Genomic DNA, 21,815 nt, shown 5'->3' on the forward strand with positions numbered 1-21,815 from the left:
TGATGCGCAGGCCCGCCTAGCCCCTCATCAACCGCTCGATCTCGCGCTTCGCTTCTTCACGCGCCGGCTGACTGGCGCGAAGGGCAGCGGCGCTCTTGAAGAAGTCGAGCAGCGTCACGCCGGCGACATTCGGCCGTATCAGGCTGTCGGGCGGCCGTTGCGCGATCATCGCGTCCACGATCGTCGTCTGCATGATCTGGGTCGCGCCCAGCATGGTCTCGAAGACGTTGGGCGCGCGGCCGCCGGGGACAGGCCCGCCGGTGACGTCGATCGCCATGACGACGTCCGCGCGATCGCCGAGGAGATCGAACGGAAGCGGGTTCGTCATCGCGCCGTCGATCAGCACGCGCCCGTCGTGAGATACGGGTCGGAACATGCCGGGGATGGCGGCTGAGGCGGCCAACGCAGGCGCAAGCGCGCCTTTATCGAGACCAATCCCGCGGCGTTCGAAGAAATCTGTCGCCGTGGCGGTGAACGGCGTCGGAAGCTCCTCGATCGTCGAGGGGATTTCGGGCGGCAGGAACGACTGGATCAGCGCCTCGCCGTCCAGAAGCATCGGATTGCGTGAGCCCGCGCCGAACAGGTCAGTAATGCGCCCGACGCGAGCGCGCATCAGCTTGGCCACGACGTCGGCGCGTCTGCGCAGCTGCCCCTCGACATGCTCGCGCAAGTCGCCGCCCGTGAGGCCTGCGGCGTAACAGGCGCCGATCAGCGCGCCGATCGACGACCCCGCGATCACGGCGGGGCGAACGCCGAGATCGTCGAACGCCGCGAGCACGTGCAGATGAGCGAGCCCGCGGGCGCCGCCTCCGCCCAGCGCCAGTCCGATCCGACGCTCGGGCGATGCGCTCAAGCGGAGGCGCCCTCAAAGAACTGGAGCAAAGCTTCCGCGGTCTCCGCCGGCGCCTCTTCCGGCAGGAAGTGCCCGCAGTTCAAGCTTCGGCCTTGGACGTCGTGCGCCCAGGTTCGCCAGATCTCGAGCGGGCTGCCGATCTGGCCCGGAAATCCGCGTTCGCCCCAGAGCGCCAGCACCGGAACGTCGATCATCTTGCTGGATTCGCGGTCGCTGGCGTCATGGCTGACGTCGACGCTCGCGCCCGCGCGATAATCCCCGCAGGTCGCCGCAATGCGGGCAGGCTCGGCGAAGAACGCGCGGTAATGCGCGAGGCTCGCCTCGTCGAAGGCCTCCAGTCCCGAGGCCGACCAGCTTGCGAGCGTCCGATCGAGATAGAGCATCGGGTCGGCGGAAATCAGCGTCTCCGGCAGCGGCGCGGCCTGCGCGAGAAACGCCCAGTGATAGGTGGAGATCGCCATCCGCGCGTCCATCGCCGCCCACATCTCGGCGGTCGGCACGATGTCGAGCACCGCGAGCCGCGTAAGCTTCCCGGGATGGTCGAGCGCGAGCCGGTAGCCGACCCGAGCGCCGCGGTCGTGGCCGGCGAGTGCGAAGCGCTCGTGACCGAGGACCTCCATCAGCCGGACGACGTCGTTCGCCATCTCGCGCTTGGCGTAGTTCGCGCCGTGCGGCGCCGGCGGCGGCGCGGACGAGCGCCCGTAGCCTCTGAGGTCCGGCAGGATCAGCTGAAAACGGCCTGCCAACCGCGCCGCGACGCGCCGCCAGCAGGCGTGCGTCTGGGGGTAGCCGTGCAGCAGGACGAGCGGAGGACCCTCGCCGCCGATGCGGCAGAAGATCTCGATTCCGCCGCCGACATCGATGGTCCGCCTGTCGAAGCCTCGAAACAGTTCGGGCAGATCTGTCATCCGAAGAGGTCCGGCTGCGGCGCCTTCAGCGCGGAGGGCTTGGGCGACGACGTTTTCGGCGCCGGCGGTCCGGCGACCTGAGGCTTCCTGAGCTTCGACTCGGAAGGCGGCGGCGCCGACGCCCCCTCTCCCCCCGCGACCGCGGCGCGTTCGCCGTCTGCGAACAGGAGCTTCAGCGCCTGACCCTCGCCGACTTCGTCCGCGCGACGCAGCACATGGCCGCCGCCGTCCAGAACCAGCGCATAGCCGCGCTCCAGCACGCCTTCGTGGCTGAGGCTGCGGATCAGCGTCCACACCGCCTCAAGCTTTGCCCGACGCCGTTCGGTGAACCCGCGCTCGGCGCGATCGAGGCGGGCGTGAAGCGCTTCGAGCCGCTCAGCGGACAGCGCGATCCTGTTGCGCAGCGCAAGCGGCGACAGCCGGGCGGATATCCCTGCAAGCGCGGCCCTGCGTCGCGCCGCGCCTGCGCCAAGCGCCGGCGCGAGGCGCGCCGCTGCGTGGTCGAGGCGCTGACGCGGCAACTGCACCAGCGCTTCGAGCCGCGGCAAAGCGCGGGCGGCGGAGCGCAGCTCGGTGCGCCGAACCTCGACGCCGCGGGAGATGGCGGCGCGAAGGCGCCCGCCGCGTTCGGCGGTCGCGGCCATGAGGTCGGCGCGCACCGGAACGGCGATCTCGGCCGCAGCCGTGGGCGTCGGCGCGCGGCGATCGGAGGCGAAGTCGATCAGGGTCGTGTCGGTCTCGTGGCCGACCGCCGAGATCAGCGGGATCGCGCTCTCGGCCGCGGCGCGCACCACGATCTCCTCGTTGAAGCTCCAGAGGTCCTCAAGGCTGCCGCCGCCGCGCGCGACGATCAGCACGTCCGGCCGGGGAATCGGCCCGCCGGGCGTGATCGCGTTGAAGCCGCGGATCGCGGCGGCGACCTCCGCCGCCGCCGTCTCTCCCTGCACGCGCACCGGCCAGACCAGCACGCGGCGCGGGAAGCGCTCGTCGAGGCGGTGCAGGATGTCCCGGATCACGGCGCCCGTCGGCGAGGTCACGACGCCGATCACCTCCGGCAGGAAGGGCAGCGGCCGCTTGCGCGCCTCGTCGAACAGCCCCTCCGCCGCGAGCCGCTTGCGCCGCTCCTCGAGCTGCGCGAGCAGCGCGCCGACGCCCGCCGGCTCCAGCACGTCGATCACGATCTGGTAGGCGGATTTGCCGGGATAGGTGGTGAGCCGCCCGGTGGCGATCACCTCCATGCCCTCTTCCGGCTTGAACTTCAGCTTGGCGAAGCTGTTGCGCCAGACCACGGCGTCGATCCGCGCGCCCTCGTCCTTCAGGCAGAAATAGGCGTGGCCGGAGGTGTGCCGCCCGCGAAAACCCGAGATCTCGCCACGGACCCGGACATAGCCGAACCGGTCCTCCACCGTGCGACGGAGTTCCTGCGAGAGCTCCGAAACCGTGATCTCGGGAGCGTTGGTCAAAACGGCGTCTGGCATGAGCTGCTTTGCGGATGGCGGCGCAGCCACATTAGAGGGTTCCGCGCGCGCGCGCGAGACGCCTTCCCAATGCTATATTTAGAATAGTTGGATCAATCACTTATGAAGAACTTGGAGCAGTTCTTCATCGCTCTCGGGACGTCGTCCCCGTATGGCTCGCGCCGGGATCGCCAAAGCGCGCCCGACAGGATGAGGAAACGAGCCCCCATGCGTTCAATGCTTTTCGCGGCGCTTCTCGTCGCTTTCCCGCTCGCCGCCCAGGCCGCCGATCCGATCGAGATCGTCCCGGACCCCAAGGCGGCGGCCGACGTCACCGATATCGAGATCAACTCCATGGCGTTCCAGACGCCGGAGGTGAAGATCAAGTCTGGCCAGACCGTGCGCTGGACGAACAAGGAAGAGGGCATGGCGCACAACGTCCACTTCCGGAATGGCCCGGCCAAGACCTTCGGCAAGGCCATGGGCCCGATGCTGAACGCCGGCGACGCCTATGCCGTGAAGTTCATCGAGCCCGGCACGTACAACTACATCTGCACGCCGCACTCGGCGGTGATGAAGGGCAAGGTCATCGTGGAATGACCCTTCGGTCCCTGCCTGCCGCGCTATCGCCGGGAGCCATGGACCGCTAGAACGTCGCCGGACTTACCTGTTCCCCGGGATCCGGCGGCGTTCATGATCGTTCTTCTTCTGGGCTCCGGCGGACGCGAGCACGCGCTCGCCGCCTCGATCTCGCGGAGCCCGCTCCTCACCCGGCTGATTGCGACCCCGGGCAATCCCGGCATCGCCCAGCACGCGGAGCTGAAGTCCGTCGCGGCCGATGACGTCGCGGGCGTGGTCGCTCTGGCGCGGGACGAGAAGGTCGACCTCGTCGTCGTCGGGCCCGAGGCGCCGCTGGTGGCGGGCGTCGTGGACGCCCTGGCGGAAGCCGGGATCAAGGCCTTCGGGCCGACCGCCGCCGCCGCGCGGCTCGAAGGCTCCAAAGCCTTCACCAAGGAGCTCTGCGCGCGAAAGAATATCCCGACCGCCGGCTTCCGCCGCGCGCGTTCGGCCGAAGAGGGCCATGCCGCGGTCGAGGAATTCGGCGCGCCGGTCGTCGTGAAGGCGGACGGGCTCGCCGCCGGCAAGGGCGTCGTCGTCGCGAGCGAACTCGACGAGGCGCACGCCGCGGTCGACGCCATCTTCGCCGATCCCGGCGCCGAAGCGGTGGTCGAGGAATTCATGGAGGGCGAGGAGGCCAGCCTTTTCGCGCTCTGCGACGGGCGAACCGCCCTGCTCTTCGGAGACGCGCAGGATCACAAGCGCGCTTTCGACGGCGACAAGGGGCCGAACACCGGCGGCATGGGCGCCTATTCGCCCGCCCCCGCGCTCAGCCACGCGCTGATCGAACGGGCGATGGCGGAGATCGTCCGCCCGACTGTCGCCGCCATGGCGGAAGACGGCGCGCCCTTCGTCGGCTTCCTCTACGCCGGCCTGATGCTGACCTCCGACGGGCCCAAGCTCGTCGAATACAACGCCCGGTTCGGCGACCCGGAAGCGCAGGTGGTGCTGCCGCGTCTGAAGGATGACTTGCTGGAGCTGATGCTGGCGGCGGTCGACGGCAAGCTTGAAGGCCGCGAGGTCGACTTCCGCCCGGAGACCGCGCTTGCGGTGGTGATGGCCGCCAAAGGCTATCCCGCGGCGTACCAGAAGGGCTCTGAGATCCGCGGGATTGAGAAGGCCGAGAAGCGTCCGGGCGTCACCGTGTTCCACGCCGGCACGTCGATCGAGGACGGCAGACTGGTCGCGAGCGGCGGCCGCGTGCTCGCGGTCTCGGCGATCGGCGCCGACGCGTCGGAAGCGCAGATGAACGCCTATTCCGCCGTTGACCTCATCGATTGGCCCGAAGGCTTCTGCCGCCGCGATATCGGCTGGCGCGCCGCGGCGGCGTCCGAGGAGGGATGACGATGCCGCTCGCCGTCGCCGCGCTCTACAAATTCGTCGCCCTGCCGGACTTCGCCGCGCTCCAGGCGCCGCTGAAAGCCATCTGTGAAGCGCTCGGCGTCACCGGCACGCTGCTGTTGGCGCCGGAAGGGATCAACGGGACGGTGGCGGGCGACCGCGGCGCGATCGACGCCCTGCTTCTGGCGCTTCGCGACGGGCCGTTGTTCGGCGGCCGTCTCGACGATCTCGACGCCAAGCTGTCGACCGCCGAGGCGCGGCCGTTCGAGCGGCTTAAAGTGCGGCTGAAGAGGGAGATCGTGACGCTCGGCGATCCCGATGCGGCCCCGGCGCAGCGGACCGGCGCCTTCGTCGCGCCGTCGGACTGGAACGCATTGATCACGCGGGACGACGTCGTGGTGATCGATGTCCGCAACGCGTTCGAAGTCGAGATGGGCTCATTCGAGCGCGCGATCGATCCCGGCGTCGCGCGCTTCAGCCAATTCCGGCGGTTCGCGGCTGATCGGCTTGGAGCTGCGAAGGCGAGGACCGTCGCAATGTACTGCACCGGGGGCATCCGCTGCGAGAAAGCCAGCGCGCACCTGCTGGCGCGGGGCTTCGCCGACGTCCGTCAGCTCAAGGGCGGCATCCTGAAGTACCTCGAGGACGTCAATCCGGCGCAGAGCCTGTGGCGGGGCTCGTGCTTCGTGTTCGACGCGCGCGGCGCGCTCGGCCACGGACTGGCCGAGCACAAGGCGGAGCCCGCCGCCGAGCGGGACTACCGGCCGGCGTGACGGTTCAGCAGGCTGAGGAGCGAAGTCCGGAACGGACCTCAGACCTTCCCGTCGAGACCCATCTGGTAGTACTTGTGCGTGATCTTGTCCTGGTTCTCGAGGAGCCAGTCGATCGAGGGCTCGGCCGCCATCGCCTTGCGGATCGCCTCCAGCATGCCCTTGCGATGGATGTCGAACAGGACCTTGTGGTCGAGGTTCTCGACGTCGACGATCGTGGGCGCGAGCCAGACCGAGCAGATGATGCCGAGGTCGTTCGCCTTGTCCTTCGGGATGTAGCCCGCGCGCACCGCGTCGAGCACGCCGTTCGCGATGGCGAACTGAACCGTGCCCATCAGGATGTTCGTGTAGCGCGGATTGTCGACGGTGACCTTGGAGACGCAAAGCGTCACCGGCCGGACCATGATGTCGGTGTTGAGCAGGGCGAAGACGCGGGTGTGGCCCTTCACCTGATCGCCGGTGAGCGTCGCGAGCGCGGTCCCGACCGGGCCGTCGAGCTCGCCGATCACCACTTCCGGCTCGGCCGCGGTGCCGGGAGGGCCGCCCGCGACCAGCGCCTCGCCGGCTCTCAGGACGATGCGGTTGCTCATGGTCAGTCTCCGTTTCGATTGAGGCGTTCGGCGAACGCCGTCACCAGACGAGCTGGGGCATGACGGCGACCGGGCGGTAGTGCTGCTCGGCGAACAACGCCGCGAGCTTGTCCGCGTCCGGCGCGCCGCGGCCGAGCTCGTCGCCATGGATGCCGTCGGCGATGAAGACGCAGTCGACGCCAGCGGCGCCGGCGCCCGCGAGATCGGTGCGCACGGCGTCGCCGATGGCGATCACCCTGTGACGCGGCACGTCACGTCCGGTGATCGCGCCGGCGACGCGGAGCGCGGCGTCGTAGATCGGGCCGTACGGCTTGCCTGCGAAGAACGTCTCGCCGCCGATCGACTGATAGAGGTCGGCGAGCGCGCCGGCGCACCACCATCGCTGGTCGCCGACCTGGACGACGAGATCAGGGTTCGCGCAGATCATCGGCCGGTCGAGCGCCTTCAGACGCTCAAGCTGGTCGCGGTAATCCTCGGGGATCTCGGTCTGGTCGTCGACGAGGCCGGTCACCACGACAATCGGCGCCTCCTCGGGGCCGACGCGCTCGATGCGCTCGTCGCCGAACAAAGGCAGGTCGCGGGTCGGGCCGATATGATGCACGCGCCGTGCGCCGCGCTCGGCCAGCATGTAGCGGGCGACGTCGCCCGACGTCACGACCGCGTCCCAGGCGCTGCGCGGCACGCCTTTATCGTCGAGATGCTCAATGACCCATTCCGACGGCTTCGGCGCGTTCGAGACCAGCACCACGACGCCGCCCTTGGCGCGGAAGCGGCCGAGCGCGTCAGCCGCCGCCGCATGGGCCGAGACGCCGTCATGCAGCACGCCCCAGACGTCGCACAGGACGACGTCGTAGAGCGGCGCCAGCGCGGCGAAGCCGGGATAGACGCTCGAAGGCGCGAGAGCGGCGTCTGTGTCGGAGGAGAACATCGCGGCTTCGGCTAAGCGGCCGGGCCGCCTAGGTCAAGCCTCACGCCTGAATTTCCAGCGGCTCGGCCCGCGCGTCAGCGCGCCGCGGCCGAGCGTTGCGCGACGCGGCGAGGATGCGCGTGCGCCGCCACGGGCGCCGTCTCCAGTTGCGCGCCGGACTGCGGACGCACCGGGCGCGCGCCGCCGAACAGGAAGCCCTGGCCGGCCTTCACGTCCATGTCGAGCAGCTCCGGCACCGTCCGCTCCTCCTCGACATGGGTGGCGATCAGGTCGATCCCGTGGCGGGCCATCAGGCCGGAGAGATCGGCGGGATGGATCGAGGCCCCCTTGGCGCTTTCGGCGTCGAGCAGCTTGTCGGCGCCGACCTTCACGAAGCGCACGCCGAAATTCGCAAGCTCCCGCGGCTCGAACTTCACGTGCTCCGCGCGGTCGATCGACAGGCGCACGCCACGCTCGAGGAACCGGCCGAGCGCCGTCCGCTCTGCGGCGCCGAAACGCTGGAAAGCCTTGTGCCCGAACTCGAGCACAAGCAGACGGGCGACCTCCGAGCGGTCCTCCACGATGCGGGCGATCTCGTCGAGCGCCGCTTTGTCCTCGAGCGTCTCCGGCGCGATGTTGACGAAGACCGTGCCCGTGCGCCCGCTCGCCGCGAGCCGCAGCGCGACGCCCGCCGCCTGCTCCGCGACGGCGCTGTCGATGCGCCCGGCAAGACCTTCGGCGGCCGCCTGCGACAGGAAGGAACGGGCCTCGAGCTCCGCGTCGCCCTCGCTCATGCGGACGAGCGCTTCGTAGTGCAGCGTGCGCCTGCTCGGCAGAGCGACGATCGGCTGAAGGTGGATGCCGATGCGGTTGTCGCGGAGCGCCCGCTCGAAGCGCTTGCGGATTCCGAGATCCGGCGCAGGCGCGGCGACAGGCGCGATCGGCGCCATCTCCTCCTCCGGGTCGAGCAATTCGTGCTCGAAGGCCTCTCGGATCGGCGGCGAAGGCGGGCGCACGACGGGCGCGGACTTCGCCGCCCGTTTCGGCGAACGCTTCGCGGCGGGCGTTTCCGGCGCGGGCGGCGGATCGAGGATTGGCTCCGGCGCCGCGGCGACGGCTATTTCCGGAACGACCGGAACGTCGTACGCCGGCTTCGGCATGACGGGCGGGGCGGCGGTGCGAGGAGCCGCGCTCGGCGTCGATGGCCGCGCCATAGCCGACCCCGAATGCGCCGCGATCTCGTTCTTGGCGAAGCGGACGTCGTGGGCCGCGACTTCCTTGGCGAGCGACGTCACCAGCCCGCCGAGCGCGGCGAGCTCCTCCACGATCGGCCGGGTAGCGGCGCGGGCGCGTTCGCCGCCGGCCGCGTCCAAGGTCGCGATGCGCGCCTCCATCGTGGTCAGCCGGCTCTGCAGATCGGTGACCACGCGGTCGAGGTCGTCGAGGCGGCCGTCATCCTGGGACGGCGATCGCGCGAAGGCGAGCTGCATCAGCGCCATCAGAGCGAGCGCGCCGAAGCCGCACAGCATCGCGCCGCCCAGCGAGAGGCCCAGACCGAAGAAAGCGATCACGCCCACGCACGCCGCGCTCACCGCCATCGCGACGGCGACGAAGAACGCGGTGAGTTTCGTCATGTCTTTCGGACCCGGGAGAACGTGCGCGCCCAGATCATCCACGATTCGCGAAAGGAGAGCCAACCTCTCGAAATCTTCGGAAGGCCTCTCCACATCTTTCGGAGCAGTCGAAGGGAGACGAAATGGTCACGCTGGAAGTTTCGGGAATGGTCTGCGACGGCTGCGCGAAGGCGGTGACGCGCGCGATCGAGGCGCATGATCCTTCTGCGAAGGTTGTCGTCGCGCGCGACGCCGGCCGGGTGACGGCGGACACCGCGCTCTCGCCCGAAGCGGCCGCGGCGGCGGTCTCCGAGGCTGGATACGAGGCGAAGCCGCTCTCGCCATAAGCGCCCGATCATCTTTCGTTTACCCTGTTCCCCCAAGCTCTGCGGGACATTGGCGATGTGCGCGCCGCGTCCTTTCAGGCTGGATTCATGCTCCCTTCGAAGCAACTCGACGTCGTTCGCCCGCATCAGGCCGGGCGAACTCGCGTGTTGCTGGTCGACGCCGATCCCGCTTCGCTGAGGGTCGCTACCAGCGCTGTCGCCACCGCCGGCGGCGAGGTCGTCGCGGCAATTCCGCCGCATCATGCGAGCCTCGGCGCCGCCCGCGAGGCGACGGTCGCGATCGTCGATCTGCCTGGCCGCGAGGCGCTCGCGATCGTCGAGCGCTTCGTCGAGGCGGGCGTTACCGTGGTCGCGACGTCGGGCGCCGGCTCGGTCGCGCTGGCCGTGGAGGCGATGCGTCGCGGCGCGGTCGACTTCGTGCTGAAGCCATACACTCCGGACTCGCTCGCCCAGCGGATCGCGCCGCGCCTCGAGCCTGACGCGCCGGAAGAAGCGCCGCCAACGGCCCATATTGGCGATTTCTGCGGCTTCGTCGGGTCGTCGCTCGCGATGCGGGCGCTCTATGCCGAGATCGAGCGCGTCGCGCCGTCGCGAGCCGCCGTCTTCGTCACCGGCGAAAGCGGCTCCGGCAAGGAGCTCTGCGCCGAGGCGATCCACAGCCTCTCCGGCCGTGGCGCGAAGCCGCTCGTCGCGCTGAACTGCGGCGCGATTCCGCGCGAGCTGATGGAATCCGAGGTTTTTGGCCACGTCCGCGGGGCCTTCACCGGCGCAACCGAGGACAGGGTCGGCGCCGTCGAGGCCGCAGCCGGCGGCACGCTGTTCCTCGACGAGATCGGCGAGATGGAGCTTGGCCTGCAGGCGAAGCTGCTGCGCGTGCTGCAGACCGGCGAGTTCCGCCGCGTCGGCGACCCGCGCGCCCGGCAGGCCGACATGCGCATCGTCTGCGCGACCCATCGCGATCCGCTGGCCGAGGTCGCCGCCGGCCGTTTCCGGCAGGATTTGTTCTACCGCCTCCACGTCCTGCCGTTGCGTCTGCCGCCGCTGCGCGCCCGAGGCGAGGACGTGACGACGCTCGCGACCGCCTTCCTGAGGCGTTTCGCGGAGGAGGAAGGCCGCCCGATGCGGCGCATCTCCGCCGGCGCCGCGATACGGCTCGCCGCCTATTCCTGGCCCGGCAATGTGCGCGAACTCCAAAACGTGATCCGCCGCGCGGTGGTTCTCGGCGAAGGCCCGGAGCTGACCGAGGCGATGCTGCCGCCGGAGATCGTGGGATCGTCGCCGTCGGCGGCCCCGGCGCTCGACGAAGGCGGCGCGATCGAGCCGTTCTGGATCGCCGAGCGGCGCATCATCGAGCGCGCCGTCGCGGCGTTCGACGGCAACACCGCGAAGGCCGCCGCGGCGCTCGAGATCAGCCCTTCGACGATCTACCGCAAGCGCGAGCGCTGGGCTGAGCTGGGCGTCTAGCGTCCCTCCCCCATCCTTGACGTCGCCGTCCCCTTCTGGTCAGCGTCCCGCGCTTTCACGGGGCCCGAGGCGGCTGATGACTGAAGAGTTCGATCTTGCCGTCGTCGGCGCCGGCGCGCTGGGCCTCGCCCATGCGCTCGCCGCGGCGCGTCTTGGCAAGCGCGTCGTCGTGTTCGACCGCGACGCACGCGCGAACGGCGCCTCCGTGCAGATGACCGGCCTCGTCACCGTCGCCGGCCATGCCCGAGGCGCCTGGGCCAGGCGGGCCAAGCGCTCGCGCGACCTGTGGGCGGAGGTCTGCGCCGAGGCCGGAATCCGCATTGAGCACGAGGGGCTCGCGATCGTCGCGCGCCGCCCTGAGGCCGCGACTGCGCTCGAAGCCTACGCCGCGACCGACCCGGCGCCGGGCTCCGCCTTCTACAAGCCGGACGACGCCCACGCCCTGTTCCCGCAGTTCCGCGGCGACATCGCCGGCGTGTTCTGGAGCCCCGACGAACTGCGGGTCGAGCCGAAGAGCGCGATCCCGCGCATCGCCGGCTGGCTCGAGGAGACCCACCGCGTGGCCTTCCGCTGGGAGACCGCGGTCTCGGGCTTCCATGAGGGCGTGGTCGCCACCTCGCGCGGCCCCGTCGCGGCGAAGGCGCTCGTGGTCTGCCCGGGAAGCGACTTCCACACGCTCTACGGCGACCGTCTGGCTTCCGCGAGCCTGATCCGCGCCAAGGCGCAGATGCTGCGCATCCGCTACGAAGAGGGTTTCGAGCTTCCGGGCGCCGTCGCGACCGACCTCGGCGTGCCGCGCATGCCCGGCCTCGAAGGCCTGGACGGCGTCGACGCGCTGCGGAGCAGGCTGGAGATCGAGCAGCCTGACCATATGCGCCACGGGATCGTGCTGATCGCGGCCCAGTCCGCCGACGGCACGGTGGTCGTCGGCGCTAGCCGCAAGCTCGACGCCGCGCCGGACGCGATCCAGTCTCAGGCGGTCGACGACCTCATCCTCGACGAACTCGCCGCCGTGTTCGGACGGCGCCCCAAGACCATCGTCTCGCGCTGGATCGGGACCTACGCCTACTCCAGCGACCGGCCGCTGGTGGTCGAGGCGCCGGAGGCGAACGTGCGCGTCGTGGTCGCCGCGTCCGGCGCTGGCGCGAGCGCCGCCTTCGCCATCGGCGAGGAGACGGTGGCGGACCTCTTCGGCTGAAGGCCCGTCCCCAGGGGTGTCGTTTCGGCCGGAAAAGCTCTAGGAGCAGGCCTCAAAGCCTCTTCCGGATTTCAAAGCCTCGATGACCCGCCGTGCCGACCTCACTTCCGCCCGCCTGCCCCGCGGTTTCGCCGACCGTGGCCAGACGGAACTCGCCGCCACCCGCGCGATGACGGACAAAATCCGCGAGACCTACGAGCTCTGGGGTTTCGAGGCGTTGGAGACGCCGTTCTTCGAATACACCGACGCGCTCGGCAAGTTCCTGCCCGATCAGGACCGCCCCAATGCCGGCGTTTTCTCGCTCAAGGACGACGACGACCAGTGGATGTCGCTGCGCTACGATTTGACGGCGCCGCTCGCCCGCCACGTGGCGGAGAACTTCCAGAAGCTCGCTAAGCCCTATCGCAGCTACCGCTTCGGCCCCGTGTTCCGCAACGAGAAGCCCGGCCCCGGCCGCTTCCGCCAGTTCCTGCAGTTCGACGCCGACATCGTGGGCGCGGCCAGCGTCTCGGCCGACGCCGAGATGTGCATGATGATGGCGGACACGTTGGACGCGCTGGGCCTGCGCGGAAAATACGTCATCAAGGTCAACAACCGGAAGATCCTCGACGGCGTCATGGAGGCGATCGGCCTCGGCGGCGAGGAGAACGCCGGCCGGCGTCTGACGGTGCTGCGGGCGATCGACAAGCTGGATCGCTTGGGGGCGGAGGGCGTGCGCGCCCTGCTGGGTCAGGGAAGGAAGGACGATAGCGGTGACTTCACAAAAGGCGCCGGGCTAACGCCGGACAGTATTGATACGGTTTTAAGTTTCCTGCTCGTTCAGAGCGGCGCACTAACGCCACTCCAAGACGTGACGAATATGGCCCCCGCCCAGAGGTCGGAAGGCGACGTGATGACGTTTAAAACGCCAGAGGGGTCGCCATCATATTTTGTCGAGAGCAATCAGGGGATCGTCGACAGTTTACGAGTTTTATTTGCGGACAATCCGACTTCCCGCGAAGGCATCGACGAACTGGCTCAGATCGCTGCGCTTGCTGAAGCCTCAGGCTACAAGAGAGATCGCGTCCGCTTAGACCCTTCCGTGGTCCGCGGCCTGGAATACTACACCGGCCCAGTCTTCGAGGCCGAGCTCACCTTCACCGTCCACGACGACGAAGGCCGTCCGATCCAGTTCGGCTCGGTCGGCGGCGGCGGGCGCTATGACGGGCTGGTCGGCCGCTTCATGGCCGAGGACGTGCCCGCCACCGGCTTCTCGATCGGCGTCTCCCGCCTGCAGGCCGCGCTCCGCGCGCTGAAGGGCGAGGAGGAGAAAGCGACCGGCCCGGTCGTGGTGTTGGTGCTCGACCGAGACCACATCGGCGCCTCGATGGCGCAGGCGGCGAAGCTCCGGGCGGGAGGGATCGCGGCGGAGGTCTATCTCGGCTCGTCCGGCATGAAGGCGCAGATGAAATACGCCGACCGCCGGAAGAGCCCCTGCGTCGTCATCCAGGGCTCCGACGAGCGCGAGAAGGGCGAGGTCACGCTGAAGGACCTCGTCGAGGGCGCCAAGGCCGCCGCAGCGATCACTGAACGCGCCGAATGGACCGAGAGCCGTCCGGCGCAGGTGACCGTGCCGGAACACCGGCTGGTCGAGGAAGTGAAGGCGATCCTCGCCCGGCGCGACTAGCGCTCCGCGCGACCTCAGGCGATCTGCTTGCCCGTCCAGGTTCGGACCATCGCCGCGTCGCCCGCCTTGCCGTCGGCGGGGTCCACGAAGCGGAAGCCGTTGCGGCCGGAGGCCTTGGCGGCGTAGAGCGCTTCGTCGCCGCGCGTGAGCAGCACGCCGAGGCTGTCGCCGTCCTTGCGCGCGAGCGCGATGCCGATGCTGACGCCGATCCTCAGGTCCCGGCCGTCGATCCTGAAAGGCATTCCGAGCGCCCGGACCATGCGGCGGGCGAGCATCTCCGCGGCGGCGGGACCAGCGATGTCCGTCTGCACGACCACGAACTCGTCCCCGCCCAGCCGGATCGCAGCGTCGCCGGGGCGTAGCAGGCCCGTCAGACGACCGGCGACCGCCGTCAGCAGCGCGTCGCCCGTCGGGTGTCCGTAGACGTCGTTGACCGGCTTGAACCGGTCGAGATCGAGACAATGGATGGCGACCATCGTCCCGGAATCTCCGATCTTGAGGATCGCGGCGTCGACGAAATCCTGAAGCGCCGTACGGTTCAGCAGCCCGGTCAGCGGATCACGCCTCGCGAGCGCCGCCACCTGCTGCCGGCTCGCGATCAGGGTAAGCGCGGTCCGGTAGCCATAGGCGATTGTCTCGAAGCTCGCGAACAGGAAGAACAACAGGAAAGCGCCGAGGATCACGCTCTCCTGCCCGCCGCGCCAGAACAGCGCGCCGATGATAGGCAGCGCAGCGGCCGCGATGCTCGGAACGCAGATCCAGGGACGGATGCAGATGCGCGTTACCTGCCCCGCGCAATAGCCGCTGAGAAGGGCGACGGACATCAGCTCGAGCTCAGCCGAATGGATGGCGAAGGTTCTCGCCCCTAGCGCGCCAAGGCAAAGGCCGAAGGCGACGTTGCAGAGGCCGTAGGCCCATTCCCAACGGCGCGCTGCAGCCGGCGTCAGCGCGCGCTGGCGTCCGCTGCCGCGAAACAGACCGGTCAGAAGGAGACGCAGAAGCGCCGCGCTTGCGCCTGCGAAGGTGAGCCCGACGATGACGGGGTCGCTGCCCCTGGACATCGCTGTCAGCCCGACGCCGATATAGGCGCCGCCGATCAGCCCGATCGGCAGGATCGCCGAATAGAGGATCTGGACGAGTTCGACATGAACCTGCGGGGATGGCGCCGCCGCGCGTTGCCTCTTCTCCACCACGATCCTCTGGACTGCCTCTCGAATGCCGGTGGTCTAGTTACGCGCGCGACGTGCAAACAATACCCGAGCACCCCCGAAGGAGTTCGAGACAGGCTTAATCAGTCCTTAGCGGGCCCGGAGCGCGGGCGCCCTGGCGAAAGCGACGAGAAGGAGCAGGACAGCGAGACGTCATCGACGCCATCGCATCGCCATGTCGCATCCCCATATACGCGGCCATGTTCCGCTTTTTCGAATCCCTCATCGACCCGACGGCGACGCCGGAGCGGCCGGAGCCTCCGGCGTCGCTCGGGGCGTTCTACTGGCACTTCCTGCGGCAGGCGAAGGCGCTGTTCGGAGGGCTGCTCGTCGCGGGGCTCTGCCTCGCGCTCGCCGACGCCTCTGTGCCGTATTTCGTCGGGCGGATCGTGACGCTCGTCACCTCGACCCGCCAGGATCAGCTGCTGGTCGTCGGCTGGCCGATCCTCGCCGGCCTCGTCGCGATCCTACTCGTGTTCCGTCCCGCCGTGCTGTTCATGCGCGGGCTGATCGCGAACCAGGCGATCGGTCCGGGCTTCTCCAACCTCGTGCGCTGGCAGTCGCACTTCCACGTCTCGCGCCAGTCCTGGAGCTTCTTCCAGAACGATTTCGCCGGCCGCATCGCGAACAAGGTGATGCAGACCGGGCCGGCCTTGCGCGAAAGCGTGGTCCAGACCGTCGAGGCGATCTGGTACATCGCGGTCTATGGCACGAGCGCGCTGCTGCTGCTCGGCTCCGCCGACCCGCGGCTCGCGATCCCGCTGGTAATCTGGTTCGTCGGCTACGCGACGCTGCTGCGCTGGTTCGTGCCGCGCATGCGCGACCGCTCGCGCGCTGCGTCAGAAATGCGCTCGGTGCTGACCGGCCGCATCGTCGACACCTACACCAACATCCTGACAGTCAAACTGTTCGCCCGCGCGCGCGACGAAGACACCTATGTCGGCGAAGCCATGGACGGGCTTATGGACAAGTTCCAGGGCCAGTTCCGGCTGGTCACGATCTTCGCCGTCGCGCTTCAGCTGCTGAACGCCACGCTGGTCGCGGCGGTCACCATCTCCGCCGTCTGGCTCGCCTCGCGCGGCGCGGTCAGCGTCGGCTCGGTCGCGATGGCGGTGCCGCTGTCCTGGCAGGTGGTCTCGATGTCAGGCTGGGTCGCCTTCCAGGTCTCGGCGATCTTCGAGAATGTCGGCGTCGTGCAGGAGGGGCTGGCGACCATCGCAAAGCCCCTGCAGTTGCCGGACTCCAAGGGCGCCACCGCGATCGTCGCCCCGCGCGGCGACATCCGCTTCGAGCGCGTCTCGTTCGGCTACGGCACGGGCCGGCCGGTGATCGACGACTTCTCGCTCCACGTCCGCCCAGGCGAGAAGATCGGCCTCGTCGGGCGCTCCGGCGCGGGCAAGTCGACGCTTGCGAACCTGCTGCTGCGCTTCTTCGAGCCGGAGGACGGCAAGATCCTGATCGACGGAGCCGACATCGCGACCGCGACCCAGGAGAGCCTTCGCGCACAGATTTCGGTGGTGACGCAGGACACCTCGCTGCTGCACCGCTCGATCCGCGACAACATCGCCTATGGCCGGCCGGACGCCCCGCTCGAGGAGATCATCGCCGCGGCCAAGCGCGCCGAGGCGCACGAGTTCATCCTTGGACTTGTCGACCTCCACGGCCGGCGGGGCTACGACGCCCATGTCGGCGAGCGCGGCGTGAAGCTTTCCGGCGGCCAGCGTCAGCGCGTCGCGATCGCCCGCGTGGTGCTGAAGGACGCGCCGATCCTCGTGCTCGACGAGGCGACCTCGGCGCTCGACTCGGAGGTCGAGGCGGCTATCCAGGCGAGTCTCGACCGGCTGATGGCGGGCAAGACGGTGATCGCGGTGGCGCACCGGCTGTCGACCATCGCGCGCATGGACCGCCTGATCATCCTCGACCGCGGCCGCATCGTCGAAGAGGGCCCGCACGCCGAACTGATCGCGCGCAACGGGCTCTACGCCAGCCTGTGGCGGCGGCAGTCCGGCGGGTTTCTCGAGGAAGGCGTGAGCGAGGCGGCGGAGTAGCTTCGCGCTTTCGCCACGGCGCCTTACGCTACCCGCATGATCACCCTGCCCGACAGCTTCCGCGTCCTTCGCCCCCATCCCAACGTGCTCGCCTTCTACGACGGGCGCGTGGCCGGCCGGCGGCTCTATTCGCCCGAGCCGAACTGGATCGACGACGGTGCCTATGAGCTCGGCATCGCGAGCTACGCGATCGTCTCCGGCGATCAAGCGCTGGTCTACGACACCCACATCAGCCTGGCGCACGCCCGCGCGGTGCGCGAAGCCCTGGCCGCGGAAGGCGCGACCAAGCTGACGATCGTGCTCAGCCACTGGCATGACGACCACATCGCCGGCAACGAGGTCTTCGCCGATTGCGACATCCTCTCGAACCGGCTGACGGCCGAGATCCTCGCTGAAAAGCGCGAGCACATCGAGAGCATGAGCCCGCCGATCAAGCCTCTGGTCCTGCCGACCAAGACCTTTGACGGCGAGACGACGCTGAGCGTCGGCGACCTCGAGGTTGAGCTGAAGCAGTTCGAGATCCACAGTTCGGACGAGACGCTGATGCTGTTCGACGGCCTGCTGTTCGCGGGCGACGCGCTGGAGGACACCTGCACCTATGTCTCCGAGCCCGAACGGCTGGCCGCGCATCTCGTTGATCTCGCGCGGCTGAAGACATCGAAGTTCGACCGCATTCTGCCGAACCACGGCGCCCCCGAGATCATCGAGGCCGGCGGTTACAACGCCGGGTTGATCGACGCGACGGAGTCCTATGTGCGCGCCCTCATGTCGCTGACATCAGACGACCCGCGCGCGACGCTTTCGCTGAAGGCGTTCATCGCCGACGATCTGGCGGCCGGCCGGGCGGTTTACTTCGGCCCTTACGAGACGGTGCATCGGAACAACGTGAAGCAGGTGCTCGCGCTGGCGTCGTAAAGGCAAGCGCCAAGCGCGGGCATGCCAGCGTCGTTCACGCCGCAACCATTACCCCGCGATGCGGTCGAAATCCGCCACCGTGCGAACCGCACGCCGCAGCCGCGCCAGCAGCCGCAGGCGGTTCAAGCGAAGCTCCGGCTCCGGGGAATTGACCATGATGGCGTTGAAGAACGCATCCACCGACGCACGGAGTTTCGCGAGCGCCGCAGTGGCGCCAGCGAAGTCTTCGCTCTGCAGCGCGGAGGCCGCCGCCGGCTCCGCAGCGTCGAGCGCGGCGGACAGAGCGGCCTCGGCAGGCTCGTTCAGTAAGCCCGCGTCCGGCGCGCCCTCAAAAGTCCCGGCGCCATCCTTCTTCTCCTCAGCCCGCAGAATGTTCGCGGCGCGCTTGTAGCCAGCTAAGAGGTTCTTGCCGTCTTCCGTTTCGAGCAGTTTTCCAAGCGCCTCGACGCCCCGAACAATCAGCAGCAGGTCATCATTGGCTTCAGGGCCGCCTCGGGCGCCAAGCGCAGCGTCCACGAGATCATGCCGAGCGCCCTGCTCGCGGAGCTGGACCTTGAGGCGGTCGATGAGGAAGGCCAGGAGATCCCCAGCGATTGACCCGTTGAGGGTCGAAGAGAGCCGCAACCGCAGCCCGTTCTCCAGCACGATCCGCACGACGCCCAGCGCCGCACGCCGCAGCGCATACGGGTCCTTGCTCCCCGTCGGCTTCTCGTCGATCGCCCAGAAGCCGACCAGCGTGTCGATCTTGTCGGCGAGCGCGACCGCAACGGAGACAGGAGCCGCGGGGATGCGATCCGACGGCCCCTGCGGCTTGTAGTGTTCCTCGATCGCCGCGCAGACTTCCGGGTCGAGCGCTTCGGCCGTCGCGTAATAGCGCCCCATTAGGCCCTGAAGCTCGGGGAACTCGCCGACCATTTCGGTGACGAGGTCCGCCTTGGCGAGCCGGGCGGCAGTTTCAGCCTTGTCGGCGTCGGCCCCGACCAGCGGGGCGAGCTCCCGCGCCAGCCACGTGATGCGCTCCACGCGCTCGAACTGCGTGCCGAGTTTTTCGTGGAAGGTGATCGACTTCAGCTTCTCCAGCCGGTCTTCGAGCGTCTTCTTCTTGTCCGTCTCCCAGAAGAAGCGGGCGTCGGACAGCCGTGCGCGCACCACGCGCTCGTTTCCGTGGACGATGGCGGACCCGCCGTCCGCGGCCTCGAGGTTCGCGACCAGGATGAAGCGGTTCGCGAGCGCGCCCCCTCCCCCTTGCGGGACAGGATCGCGCGTCGCGGGCGCGCCAAAACCATCATCGACCGTAACGCCCGGCGGCTTCCGCAGCACGAAGCATTTCTGGTTCGCGCGGATGGTGGCGCGGATGACCTCGTCTGGAACCTCGAGAAATTCCTCCTCGAAGCTCCCCATCAGCACGATTGGCCATTCGACGAGGCCCGCGACCTCCTCCACCAGCGCCTCGTCCTCGACGAGTTCGAGGTTCTGCGCCTGAGCCAGCGTGCGCGCGTCGGCGCGGATGATGTCGCGGCGGCGCTCGGCGTCGAGCACGACATGCGCCTTCTCAAGGTTCGCGACATAGTCGTCGAACCGCTTCACCCGGAAGTCCGCCGGCGCGTGCACGCGGTGGCCGCGAGTGACGTCGCCCGAGACGACCCCGTCTATCTCGAAGCGGATGATTTCCGGCTCCTCGTCGGGGCTCGCGAAGGTCGCGACGATCGAGTGCAGCGGCCGCACCCAGCGGAGCGAGCCGGAACCCCAACGCATCGATTTCGGCCAGGGGAAGGCGCGCACGATCTCCGGCATGATCGCCGCCACGACCTCGGTGGTCGGAGCCCCATGTTTGTGGATGCGCGCGACGTAGAAATCGCCCTTGAGGTCGGCCTGCACCACGGCCTCGTCGATCGAAGCGAGGCCGGCAGCCTTGAGGAAGCCTTCGAGCGCCTTCTCCGGCGCGCCGATGCGCGGGCCTTTTCGCTCCTCGTACCGGTCCGGCTGCCGGGCCGCGAGCCCGCCGACGACCAGCGCGAGCCGCCGCGGCGTCGTGAAGGCCTTTGCGCCCTCATAGGTCAGCCCGCGCTCCACCAGCGCGTCTGCAACGAGCCGGCGCAGATCGTCCGCCGCCTTGGCCTGCATGCGGGCGGGAATCTCTTCGGAGAAGAGTTCGAGAAGAAGGTCGGGCATTCAGAGCGGCTCGATGTCGATGATGTCGGCGAAGCGCCGGAAGTCGGATGGATTGAACGTCGCCAGACGCCTCACTCCATGAGTGATCATCGTGGCGACGATATTCGCGTCATGGATCTGCTTGCCTGAAACGCGATAGGCTGCGACCAGGTCAATCAACCGGTCCATCACGGCGGCGCCGTTAGCGAGCACCTCAAATTCGGCTCGAAAGGTCGCGATGCGGATTGCGGCCGTGGATGGGTCAAGCGCAGGCCCTTCCGCCTGAGGTCGCGTCACCGCCCCGTAGTATTCTCTTAGAACCTGCTGGCTCAAACAGGCCTTTAGACCGCGGTCTCCAACGCTCGCGAGTAAGCTCACTGCGGAAGCGTGAAACGGCGACCTCAATTGGTTGGCGTAGACGAGAACGTTTGTGTCGATAAAGATGCTGTCAGCGGCCATCGTCGCCGTACATGTCTTCGCGGCGAAGCGAGATGCTTCCGTCCCACGGCCCGTCATCGATCGGGAAGCGGCTCATATCGAACGGCTTCGGCGTCTCCGCCGTGTCGATAACAATCACCGCCTCGTGCTCGCCTGAAGGCACGGAAGCCGGCAGCTTCGCTTCGAGGCGGCCGTCGACGATCTGGACGCGGGTCTTGACGGTGAGCATGGCGGGTTCTCTCGCGGGCGTGCGGCCGTTGGCGTCACTCTAACACGCCGCGGCGACCCCGCCGGCTTCGGTCTTCAGCCAGGCCGCGCCGCAGCCTTTGGCGAGTTCGCGGACACGGAGGATGTAGCTCTGGCGCTCGGTCACCGAGATCACGCCGCGGGCGTCGAGCAGGTTGAAGGCGTGGCTCGCCTTGATCGCCTGGTCGTAGGCCGGCATCGCCATTTCGTGGCGGCCGTCCTTGTCGCCGGCGGAGAGCAGCGCGTGGCATTCCTTTTCGGCGTCCTGAAAATGGCGCTTCAGCAGCTCGACGTCGGCGTGTTCGAAGTTGAAGCGGGAATATTCCTGCTCGGCTTGCCGGAACACGTCGCCATAGGTGATCTTCTCATCGCCTTCGCGGCCGTTGAAGTTCAGGTCGAAACCGCGGTCGACGCCCTGGATGTACATGGCGAGGCGCTCCAGCCCGTAGGTCAGCTCGCCGGAGACCGGGTTGCAGTCGACGCCCGCGACCTGCTGGAAGTAAGTGAACTGCGACACTTCCATGCCGTCGCACCAGCACTCCCAGCCGAGGCCCCACGCGCCGAGCGTCGGGCTTTCCCAATCGTCCTCGACGAAGCGCACGTCATGCACGTTGGGGTCGAGGCCGATCGCTTTCAGGCTGTCGAGGTAGAGCTCCTGGAGATTGTCGGGGCTCGGCTTCAGGATGACCTGGAACTGGTAGTAGTGCTGGAAGCGGTTGGGGTTCTCGCCATAGCGCCCATCCTTCGGCCGCCGCGAGGGCTGCACGTAGGCCGCCTTCCAAGGCTTAGGCCCCAGCGCGCGCAGCGTGGTCGCCGGGTGGAAGGTGCCCGCGCCGACCTCCATGTCGTAAGGCTGCAAAACCACGCAGCCCTGCTCCGCCCAGAAGCGCTGAAGCGTGAGGATGAGGCCCTGGAAGGAGTTCTTCGGGCTCATCGGATCGTTGGTCATGGGAAGGCGCAGGTCCAGGTTTGGGAAGGCGCGCGGACGCTAGTTGCGAGGCCTTGGGGGGTCAAGGCGGGCAGCGAGGACGTCATCCCGGCCGCAGCGAAGCGGAGAGCCGGGATCGCGCGCAGAAA

General features: G+C 68.6%; 20 protein-coding genes. 9 read left to right on the forward strand and 11 right to left on the reverse strand.

All coding sequences use genetic code 11. The annotated features are described in order from the left end of the window. Positions 1-16: 16 nt before the first annotated feature. The 3 genes from EYR15_RS03135 to xseA are packed head-to-tail and all read right to left on the reverse strand — an operon-like array spanning position 17 to position 3,239. Positions 17-853, reverse strand: coding sequence for a patatin-like phospholipase family protein (locus EYR15_RS03135; RefSeq protein ID WP_131001397.1), 837 nt, complete (start codon positions 851-853; stop codon positions 17-19). Beyond that, entirely contained in the window at positions 850-1,761 is a 912-nt protein-coding gene (locus tag EYR15_RS03140; protein ID WP_131001398.1) for an alpha/beta fold hydrolase, read from the reverse strand. Before EYR15_RS03140 ends, EYR15_RS03135 begins: the two co-directional genes overlap by 4 nt. Further along, a complete protein-coding gene (gene xseA, locus EYR15_RS03145; RefSeq protein ID WP_131001399.1) occupies positions 1,758-3,239 on the reverse strand; it encodes an exodeoxyribonuclease VII large subunit in 1,482 nt (493 codons plus the stop codon). The genes EYR15_RS03140 and xseA overlap by 4 nt, the downstream gene beginning before the upstream one ends. A gap of 207 nt (positions 3,240-3,446) precedes the next feature. Here xseA and EYR15_RS03150 point away from each other — a divergent pair, with 207 nt between their 5' ends. The 3 genes from EYR15_RS03150 (at position 3,447) to trhO (ending at position 5,950) form a co-directional block, all read left to right on the forward strand. After that, positions 3,447-3,818, forward strand: coding sequence for a plastocyanin/azurin family copper-binding protein (locus tag EYR15_RS03150; protein WP_131001400.1), 372 nt, complete (start codon positions 3,447-3,449; stop codon positions 3,816-3,818). 93 nt (positions 3,819-3,911) lie between these two features. After that, entirely contained in the window at positions 3,912-5,180 is a 1,269-nt protein-coding gene (gene purD / locus EYR15_RS03155) for a phosphoribosylamine--glycine ligase (protein ID WP_131001401.1), read from the forward strand. A gap of 2 nt (positions 5,181-5,182) precedes the next feature. Further along, positions 5,183-5,950 carry an oxygen-dependent tRNA uridine(34) hydroxylase TrhO gene (gene trhO, locus EYR15_RS03160; RefSeq protein WP_131001402.1) on the forward strand — a complete coding sequence of 256 codons (768 nt, stop codon included), beginning with the start codon at positions 5,183-5,185 and terminating at the stop codon, positions 5,948-5,950. A gap of 38 nt (positions 5,951-5,988) precedes the next feature. Here the strand turns inward: trhO and EYR15_RS03165 are convergent, their stop codons facing one another. The 3 genes from EYR15_RS03165 to EYR15_RS03175 form a co-directional block, all read right to left on the reverse strand. After that, the gene (locus EYR15_RS03165; protein WP_131001403.1) at positions 5,989-6,537 is read right to left on the reverse strand and encodes a formaldehyde-activating enzyme; all 549 of its coding nucleotides are present in this window, start codon (positions 6,535-6,537) and stop codon (positions 5,989-5,991) included. A gap of 40 nt (positions 6,538-6,577) precedes the next feature. Further along, positions 6,578-7,465 (reverse strand): TIGR01459 family HAD-type hydrolase, encoded by an 888-nt coding sequence (locus EYR15_RS03170; RefSeq protein ID WP_131001404.1) that lies wholly within the window; start codon positions 7,463-7,465, stop codon positions 6,578-6,580. Positions 7,466-7,539: 74 nt separating this feature from the next. Continuing rightward, positions 7,540-9,078, reverse strand: coding sequence for an EAL domain-containing protein (locus EYR15_RS03175; RefSeq protein ID WP_131001405.1), 1,539 nt, complete (start codon positions 9,076-9,078; stop codon positions 7,540-7,542). Positions 9,079-9,200: 122 nt separating this feature from the next. On the opposite strand from EYR15_RS03175, the gene EYR15_RS03180 reads away from it, so the two are divergent. The 4 genes from EYR15_RS03180 to hisS all read left to right on the forward strand — a co-directional run bounded on the left by EYR15_RS03180 (position 9,201) and on the right by hisS (position 13,732). Further along, positions 9,201-9,404 (forward strand): heavy-metal-associated domain-containing protein, encoded by a 204-nt coding sequence (locus EYR15_RS03180; RefSeq protein WP_131001406.1) that lies wholly within the window; start codon positions 9,201-9,203, stop codon positions 9,402-9,404. Between the two features lie 87 nt (positions 9,405-9,491). Beyond that, complete coding sequence (locus EYR15_RS03185) at positions 9,492-10,868, forward strand: sigma-54-dependent transcriptional regulator (RefSeq protein ID WP_131001407.1); 1,377 nt, start codon at positions 9,492-9,494, stop codon at positions 10,866-10,868. Between the two features lie 76 nt (positions 10,869-10,944). After that, entirely contained in the window at positions 10,945-12,066 is a 1,122-nt protein-coding gene (locus EYR15_RS03190) for a TIGR03364 family FAD-dependent oxidoreductase (RefSeq protein WP_131001408.1), read from the forward strand. An 82-nt stretch (positions 12,067-12,148) separates the two neighbouring features. After that, the gene (hisS, locus tag EYR15_RS03195) at positions 12,149-13,732 is read left to right on the forward strand and encodes a histidine--tRNA ligase (protein ID WP_131001409.1); all 1,584 of its coding nucleotides are present in this window, start codon (positions 12,149-12,151) and stop codon (positions 13,730-13,732) included. A gap of 14 nt (positions 13,733-13,746) precedes the next feature. Here hisS and EYR15_RS03200 read toward each other — a convergent pair whose 3' ends face one another. After that, entirely contained in the window at positions 13,747-14,922 is a 1,176-nt protein-coding gene (locus EYR15_RS03200) for a GGDEF domain-containing protein (protein ID WP_131001410.1), read from the reverse strand. Between the two features lie 218 nt (positions 14,923-15,140). Between EYR15_RS03200 and EYR15_RS03205 the strand changes: the two genes are divergently transcribed. Then, positions 15,141-16,988, forward strand: a complete 1,848-nt coding sequence (locus EYR15_RS03205) for an ABC transporter ATP-binding protein (RefSeq protein WP_131001411.1) — start codon at positions 15,141-15,143, stop codon at positions 16,986-16,988. 36 nt (positions 16,989-17,024) lie between these two features. Continuing rightward, positions 17,025-17,903, forward strand: a complete 879-nt coding sequence (locus tag EYR15_RS03210; protein WP_131001412.1) for an MBL fold metallo-hydrolase — start codon at positions 17,025-17,027, stop codon at positions 17,901-17,903. A 48-nt stretch (positions 17,904-17,951) separates the two neighbouring features. Here the strand turns inward: EYR15_RS03210 and glyS are convergent, their stop codons facing one another. Genes glyS through EYR15_RS03230 form a run of 4 tightly spaced genes read right to left on the reverse strand, consistent with a single transcriptional unit; the run spans position 17,952 to position 21,672 of the window. After that, positions 17,952-20,075 (reverse strand): glycine--tRNA ligase subunit beta, encoded by a 2,124-nt coding sequence (gene glyS, locus EYR15_RS03215; protein WP_131001413.1) that lies wholly within the window; start codon positions 20,073-20,075, stop codon positions 17,952-17,954. Beyond that, positions 20,076-20,570 (reverse strand): type II toxin-antitoxin system VapC family toxin, encoded by a 495-nt coding sequence (locus EYR15_RS03220; protein ID WP_131001414.1) that lies wholly within the window; start codon positions 20,568-20,570, stop codon positions 20,076-20,078. Beyond that, positions 20,503-20,721, reverse strand: coding sequence for a hypothetical protein (locus EYR15_RS03225; RefSeq protein ID WP_131001415.1), 219 nt, complete (start codon positions 20,719-20,721; stop codon positions 20,503-20,505). The genes EYR15_RS03220 and EYR15_RS03225 overlap by 68 nt, the downstream gene beginning before the upstream one ends. A 39-nt stretch (positions 20,722-20,760) precedes the next feature. After that, positions 20,761-21,672: a glycine--tRNA ligase subunit alpha gene (locus tag EYR15_RS03230; RefSeq protein WP_165455413.1), complete on the reverse strand. Its 912-nt coding sequence runs from the start codon at positions 21,670-21,672 to the stop codon at positions 20,761-20,763. Between the last annotated feature and the right edge of the window lie 143 nt (positions 21,673-21,815).

This window comes from Hansschlegelia quercus, from assembly GCF_004310425.1.
Lineage (GTDB): Bacteria > Pseudomonadota > Alphaproteobacteria > Rhizobiales > Methylopilaceae > Methylopila > Methylopila quercus.